Origin of the sequence: Bacillus ectoiniformans (assembly GCF_016908875.1) — a bacterium.
Lineage (GTDB): Bacteria > Bacillota > Bacilli > Bacillales > Domibacillaceae > Bacillus_BX > Bacillus_BX ectoiniformans.
Window position 1 is genome coordinate 1 of sequence record NZ_JAFBES010000026.1, and the last position, 6293, is coordinate 6293.

The window sequence follows — 6293 nt, forward strand, 5'->3', positions numbered from 1 at the left end:
TTCCTTTCTTCAGGGTTGTTAAGGACATTATATCCGTCAACCCCCGGACAAACAATACCGTCAACAATTGGCCGTTTTTGAGTAGCATTAACAGCTTGAACTTGACGCAAATCTGAATTTACCGAAAATCTAGTTACCTTCTCCTCTATTCTTTCAAACAACATAATAAATTGCCGCGCTTCATCGATCAAGTGCTTCTGCTCATAAGTAAATCCCAAACTTAAAAATAACGCATGCTCTTTCATAATCCTTGACCAAAATTTAATTTCATCTAAGGATCTTACAACAATTGGGTCTGCCATTGTAACCCTCCCTGATTTTGTATCTTCCTCCTTTCTTTATATATTTTTGATACCTTGTACTAATTCATTATTTCTTGAAAGACGTGATCAAAAGCGCTTTTCAACCACAAAAAAAGACCCCCAAGCAATAAGCTTGAGAGCCTTCGAAACGTATAATTAACGTTTTGAGAACTGAGGTGCACGACGTGCGCCTTTAAGACCGTATTTTTTACGCTCTTTCATACGTGCGTCACGAGTTAAGTAACCCGCACGTTTAAGTGTTGGACGGAACTCAGGATCAGCTTGAAGCAATGCACGAGAGATACCGTGACGGATCGCTCCTGCTTGTCCTGTGTAACCTCCACCTTTAACGTTTACGTGTACGTCATAGCTGCTTACAGTTTCAGTAGCAACTAGAGGTTGCTTGATTACTGTACGTAAAGCTTCGAATGGGATATAGTCTTCTACTTCACGTCCGTTAATAACGATGTTTCCATCTCCAGGTACTAGACGTACGCGAGCTACTGAGCTCTTACGACGGCCTGTGCCGATATATTGAACTTGTGCCAAGATAATAACCTCCTCTTAATAATTATCCGCGAAGTTCGTAAACTTCCGGTTTTTGTGCTTGGTGATTATGCTCAGAACCAGCATAAACGTGTAATTTCTTGATCATTTGGCGTCCTAAAGAACCTTTTGGAAGCATGCCTTTAATTGCAAGCTCAAGCATTCTTGTAGGGTAGTTCGTACGCATTTCAAGCGCTGTACGAGTTTTTAAACCACCTGGGTACATGCTGTGACGGTAGTAAATTTTATCAGTTAATTTCTTACCTGTTAATTCAATTTTCTCAGCGTTGATTAGGATCACGTGATCACCAGTGTCAACGTGTGGAGTGAATGTTGGTTTATGTTTGCCGCGTAAAATAGAAGCTACTTCACTTGCAAGGCGGCCTAAAGTTTTGCCTTCAGCGTCGATAACGAGCCATTTACGTTCAATTTCGCTAGCTTTTGCCATATAAGTCGTACGCATTTGTTTTACCTCCTAAAATAATTGTCTTCGGTCCTCTGTATTTATATCACACAAATAAGTTTCCGGGGCTTATTGTGGGGTTAAATAACATACCATATGCTATATTATATCTTTAACCATTCATTGTCAAGAAAAATGTTACACCCGGATTAGTTGCTATAGAAAACTTCCCAAAGATATAACCCCATTGCTGGAGCCGTTTTCCCGGCAAGCGCCCGATTTTTGCCTTTTAAAATATTTTTTATTTCATCAGACGGAATTTTTCCACTGCCGACATCAAGAAGCGTGCCCGTGATAATACGAACCATATTGTAAAGAAATCCATTGCCTACAAAGCGCAATTCTATTTCTGTGCCGTCCGTTAAAACCTCTATCTTCTTAATCTCTCTTACTTTATCTTCAACCTCTGTCCGTGCGGAACAAAAGCTAGTAAAGTCGTGCCTGCCTATTAAATGAGCGGCCGCCTGTTCCATAGCCTCTATGTCCAGCTGATAGGGAAAGTGGTGCGCGTAATGCCGCAGCAGCGGATCCCGGTGAGTCTCTTGATAGATTCGATACCTATACTCTTTCCCCACTGCAGAATAGCGCGCATGAAACGACTCACCGCACCTTTCTGCAGACAGAACGGATATATCAGCAGGCAACTGGCTGTTTAAAGCCGCAGGCCACCTGTCATCTGGCAGCCTAAGAGACGTATTGAAGTGGATAACTTGACCCTTAGCATGCACTCCTGCATCGGTTCGTCCAGAGGCCACCACTTTCACGTTCTCCCCTTTATGCATGGCTTTCAAGACACGCTCAATTTCCTCCTGCACGGTTCTGCCATTCGGTTGAACCTGATAACCGGAAAACCCTGAGCCATCATAAGCAATCTTACATTTAATGCGGTTCATCTTTCATCACTCCGTTAATTCCTTAAGAACCATAACGCTATAGCAAGCAGCAGCAGCACGACTAATGCCGCTGTATCTTTTCCAGTCCAGCGCAGGAGACGGTATTTCGTACGCCCTTCTCCTCCGTTATACCCTCTTGCTTCCATCGCCACAGCCAGTTCATCTGCCCGCTTAAACGCACTGACAAACAGCGGAATTAAAAGGGGGACAATCGCTTTCACTCGTTCTTTAATGGGTCCGCTAGAGAAGTCAGCTCCTCTTGCCATCTGTGCCTTCATAATCTTTTCCGTCTCATCCATCAGCGTCGGGATAAACCGAAGAGAGATCGACATCATTAAGGCGAGCTCATGAACAGGCAGCTTCCACTTTTTAAATGGTCCCAGCAAACTTTCCAATCCATCAGTTATGGAAATCGGTGACGTGGTCAAGGTTAATAAGGATGTCATAAAAATGAGCAGTAAAAATCGCAAGGAAATAAAAGCTCCTTGAATGAGTCCTTCTTTATAAATATCTATAAATCCAAAACTGAATAATAACTCTCCCTCTTTAGTAAAAAAGAGATGCAGAATAAACGTAAACAAAATGAGCCATAAAACCGGTCTCAGCCCGGCAAATAAAAAACGAATATTAATTTTTGCCAATGAAACGACAACAAGCGTAAAGACAGCAAGCAGCCCATATGTCCAAATATTATTGGCTAAAAAGACGATCGCCACAAATGAAAAGATAAAGACTAGCTTCGCCCTGGGATCCATCCGGTGAATGATTGATTCGAGAGGCAGATATCGCCCTATTATCAGTTTGTCCATCATAGGCGTATCCCCCGATCTTTCACCTGAGCTAATTCTTGAACCAGTTCATCAATGGAAATGCAGGTGCGTGACAGCTTAATTCCTGTCGTTTCTTCAAACTTATGCTGAAACCGAACCACATCCGGCACATCTAAACCAAGTGTAATTAACTCTTCCGGATTCTTAAAGATCTCCCGCGGAACACCTTTTTGAGAAACGTTTCCCTTGTGCAAGATGACGATTTCATCCGCGTATAGCGCGGCATCCTCCATACTGTGAGTAACAAGGATTGTTGACAGGTTCTGTTCTTTATGGAGAGAAGCAAACATGTCCATGATCTCTTTACGCCCTCGAGGATCTAACCCAGCTGTCGGCTCATCTAGAACAATCACATCCGGTTTCATCGCTAATACACCAGCGATAGCCACTCGCCTCATCTGACCGCCAGATAAATCAAATGGGGATTTTTCCAGAACTTCTTCTGGCAAGCCCACTTGTATGATTCCTTGTCTAGCTCGTTCCTTTGCTTCCTCTTCACTAATACCAAAGTTCATCGGCCCGTAACAAATATCCTTTTCAACCGTTTCTTCAAACAGCTGATGTTCAGGAAACTGAAACACAATGCCTACCTTTCTACGGATCGGCTTTAGATTTTTTTCTTTTTTTCCAGCTGTAACGGATCGGTCACCGATATGAACTTGTCCTTTAGTAGGCTGCAATAGCGCATTTAAATGCTGGAGCACCGTCGACTTACCAGAACCGGTATGTCCGATAATGGCTAAGAATGTGCCACTGGGGATATCGATATTAATATCCTGAATAGCCACTCGTTCAAAAGGAGTGCCGCTAGCGTAGCGATATTCTACATCTTGAAGTTTGATGTCCATAATTCTTTCACCAGCTCTTCTTCAGTTAAATGATTTTGTGTAAGTTGTAATCCTTTTGACCGCAGGCCTTGACTTAATTTAACAGAGAAAGGAACATCTAAGCCAAGTTCCACTAACTCTGAATCTAATTGAAATATTTCTTCGGGTGTACCTTCTTTATATAAAGATCCTTGATTTAGCACAATAATTCGATCAGCCTTTGCTGCTTCCTCTAAATCATGGGTAATTGAAATCACCGTTAATTCTTGTTCTTTGTTTAACTCTCGTACAGTTTCAAGCACTTCTTCTCTGCCGCGCGGATCAAGCATAGACGTTGACTCGTCAAGCAAGATAATATCGGGCTGCAGAGCAATCACTCCGGCAATGGCGACTCGCTGCTTTTGGCCGCCGGAAAGATGGTGCGGCTCTTGATTCAGAAAATCTTGCATGCCTACCTTTTGAAGGGAACGCTGCACTCTTTCAATCATGATGGAGTGTGGAATTCCATTGTTTTCTAACCCAAAAGCCACATCATCTTGTACAGTGGTTCCAACAAATTGATTATCAGGATTTTGAAAAACCATACCCAGCCGTTTTCTTATCTCCCAAACATTCTTTTCTTCTAAAAGGTAATCCCCTATTTGAACCTGGCCTTTTTCAGGGTAGTGAAGACCATTTAACATTTTGGCTAATGTTGATTTTCCAGAACCATTATGACCGACGATCGCCAGCCATTCACCTTTCATGATGTCAAAAGAAATATTCTCTAAAGCATATCTTTGTTGGTCTGGATAACGAAAGCAGACCTCTTGTATTGATATGACCGGTTCTTTCATGATCATCCTCCTCTGCTGATCTATGCTCTGCTGAACTCAACTAGATACTTAAAAAACCTTTGTATACAAAAAAAGCCCGCACCCCGTTCCAAAGAAGACCTGCTTCTGCCTATCGGCCTCTTATCGAATAAGAGTGGAGGGGGTGCATGAGCTAGACAAGTCACCCACGTGCTCATCGTAACGCTCAAGCTTATCATTATTTTACTGAATTATTAAAACAATAGTTATAAAAAAAGGGCAAAACACAGCCGACGCTGAATTGTTCTGCCCTTGTAGTGGTTTCATTGAATTAAACTAGTTCAATAATAACCATTGGTGCACCGTCACCACGACGAGGACCCATTTTCATAATACGTGTGTAACCGCCTTGACGCTCAGTGTAACGAGGAGCAACGTCATTGAAAAGTTTTTGCACTGCATATACAGGCTTTTCTTTTTTGCCGTTCTCAGTTTCCACTTCAACAGTCTCTGCTACTTCGTTACGTAAGAAAGAAGCAGCTTGACGACGAGCATGCAAGTCACCGCGTTTACCAAGTGTAATCATTTTTTCTACAACTGAGCGAAGTTCTTTCGCACGTGCTTCAGTTGTTTGAATGCGCTCGCTGATGATTAAGTCAGTTGCTAAATCACGAAGCATAGCTTTGCGTTGAGCGCTTGTACGTCCTAGCTTTCTGTAAGCCATGAAGATACCCTCCTTTTGTTGAATTATCTATACGTATAGATCAATCTTCTCTTCTTAAACCTAAACTTAGCTCATCCAGCTTCGCTTTCACTTCTTCAAGTGATTTACGGCCAAGATTACGGACCTTCATCATATCTTCCTCACTTTTGTTCGCAAGCTCTTGCACCGTGTTGATGCCAGCGCGTTTCAAACAATTGTAAGAACGAACAGATAGATCAAGTTCTTCGATAGTCATCTCTAGAACTTTCTCTTTTTGGTCTTCCTCTTTCTCTACCATAATTTCAGCATTTTGAGCTTCATCAGTTAAGCCAACGAAGATGTTTAAATGTTCATTCAAAATTTTAGCACCTAAAGAAACTGCTTCTTTCGGGCCAATGCTTCCATCAGTCCAAACATCCATTGATAATTTATCATAGTTTGTTAACTGGCCAACACGCGTGCTTTCTACTTGGTAGTTTACACGAGCAACTGGAGTATAGATGGAGTCGATTGGAATCACACCAATTGGGTGATCTTCTTTTTTGTTCTGAACAGCCGGATTATAACCTCTTCCACGCTGTGCTGTCAGACGCATACGAAAATGCGCATTCTCTCCTAAAGTAGCAATATGCAATTCAGGGTTTAGAATTTCTACATCACTGTCATGCGTGATATCTGCAGCTGTAATTACGCCATTTCCTTGCACATCAATTTCAAGCGTTTTCTCTTCATCAGAGTAAATCTTCAACGCTAGTTTCTTAATATTTAAGATAATTGATGTAACATCTTCTACGACGCCTTCAATTGTTGAGAACTCATGCAATACCCCGTCAATCTGAATAGAAGTGACAGCAGCACCTGGGAGTGAGGATAATAGTATACGACGTAAGGAGTTACGCAATGTTGTTCCATATCCACGCTCAAGCGGTTGTCCG

The 6293-nt window shown here is 42.1% G+C and carries 9 protein-coding genes; all 9 read right to left on the reverse strand.

Annotation, left to right across the window (positions count from 1 at the left end):
• On the reverse strand, window positions 1-302 hold a 302-nt coding region (locus JOC78_RS17260), incomplete at its 3' end, for a DUF2935 domain-containing protein (RefSeq protein WP_204558566.1).
• 156 nt (window positions 303-458) lie between these two features.
• Window positions 459-851, reverse strand: coding sequence for a 30S ribosomal protein S9 (rpsI, locus tag JOC78_RS17265; protein WP_204558567.1), 393 nt, complete (start codon window positions 849-851; stop codon window positions 459-461).
• A gap of 22 nt (window positions 852-873) precedes the next feature.
• Window positions 874-1311, reverse strand: coding sequence for a 50S ribosomal protein L13 (rplM, locus tag JOC78_RS17270; RefSeq protein ID WP_204558569.1), 438 nt, complete (start codon window positions 1309-1311; stop codon window positions 874-876).
• A gap of 149 nt (window positions 1312-1460) precedes the next feature.
• A complete protein-coding gene (gene truA, locus JOC78_RS17275) occupies window positions 1461-2204 on the reverse strand; it encodes a tRNA pseudouridine(38-40) synthase TruA (RefSeq protein ID WP_204558571.1) in 744 nt (247 codons plus the stop codon).
• A 14-nt stretch (window positions 2205-2218) separates the two neighbouring features.
• Complete coding sequence (locus JOC78_RS17280; protein WP_204558573.1) at window positions 2219-3016, reverse strand: energy-coupling factor transporter transmembrane component T family protein; 798 nt, start codon at window positions 3014-3016, stop codon at window positions 2219-2221.
• Complete coding sequence (locus JOC78_RS17285; protein ID WP_204558575.1) at window positions 3013-3882, reverse strand: energy-coupling factor ABC transporter ATP-binding protein; 870 nt, start codon at window positions 3880-3882, stop codon at window positions 3013-3015. The genes JOC78_RS17280 and JOC78_RS17285 overlap by 4 nt, the downstream gene beginning before the upstream one ends.
• The gene (locus JOC78_RS17290) at window positions 3858-4697 is read right to left on the reverse strand and encodes an energy-coupling factor ABC transporter ATP-binding protein (protein WP_204558577.1); all 840 of its coding nucleotides are present in this window, start codon (window positions 4695-4697) and stop codon (window positions 3858-3860) included. Before JOC78_RS17290 ends, JOC78_RS17285 begins: the two co-directional genes overlap by 25 nt.
• Window positions 4698-4986: 289 nt before the next feature.
• The gene (gene rplQ / locus JOC78_RS17295) at window positions 4987-5379 is read right to left on the reverse strand and encodes a 50S ribosomal protein L17 (RefSeq protein WP_204558579.1); all 393 of its coding nucleotides are present in this window, start codon (window positions 5377-5379) and stop codon (window positions 4987-4989) included.
• Between the two features lie 40 nt (window positions 5380-5419).
• On the reverse strand, window positions 5420-6293 hold an 874-nt coding region (locus tag JOC78_RS17300), incomplete at its 5' end, for a DNA-directed RNA polymerase subunit alpha (RefSeq protein WP_204558580.1).

What these genes read in the sequence shown, in the direction of transcription:
- truA (WP_204558571.1), bottom strand. Translation starts at nt 2,204, where the DNA reads ATGAACCGCATTAAATGTAAGATTGCTTATGATGGCTCAGGGTTTTCC.
- JOC78_RS17280 (WP_204558573.1), bottom strand. Translation starts at nt 3,016, where the DNA reads ATGATGGACAAACTGATAATAGGGCGATATCTGCCTCTCGAATCAATC.
- rplQ (WP_204558579.1), bottom strand. Translation starts at nt 5,379, where the DNA reads ATGGCTTACAGAAAGCTAGGACGTACAAGCGCTCAACGCAAAGCTATG.
- rplM (WP_204558569.1), bottom strand. Translation starts at nt 1,311, where the DNA reads ATGCGTACGACTTATATGGCAAAAGCTAGCGAAATTGAACGTAAATGG.
- JOC78_RS17290 (WP_204558577.1), bottom strand. Translation starts at nt 4,697, where the DNA reads ATGAAAGAACCGGTCATATCAATACAAGAGGTCTGCTTTCGTTATCCA.
- JOC78_RS17285 (WP_204558575.1), bottom strand. Translation starts at nt 3,882, where the DNA reads ATGGACATCAAACTTCAAGATGTAGAATATCGCTACGCTAGCGGCACT.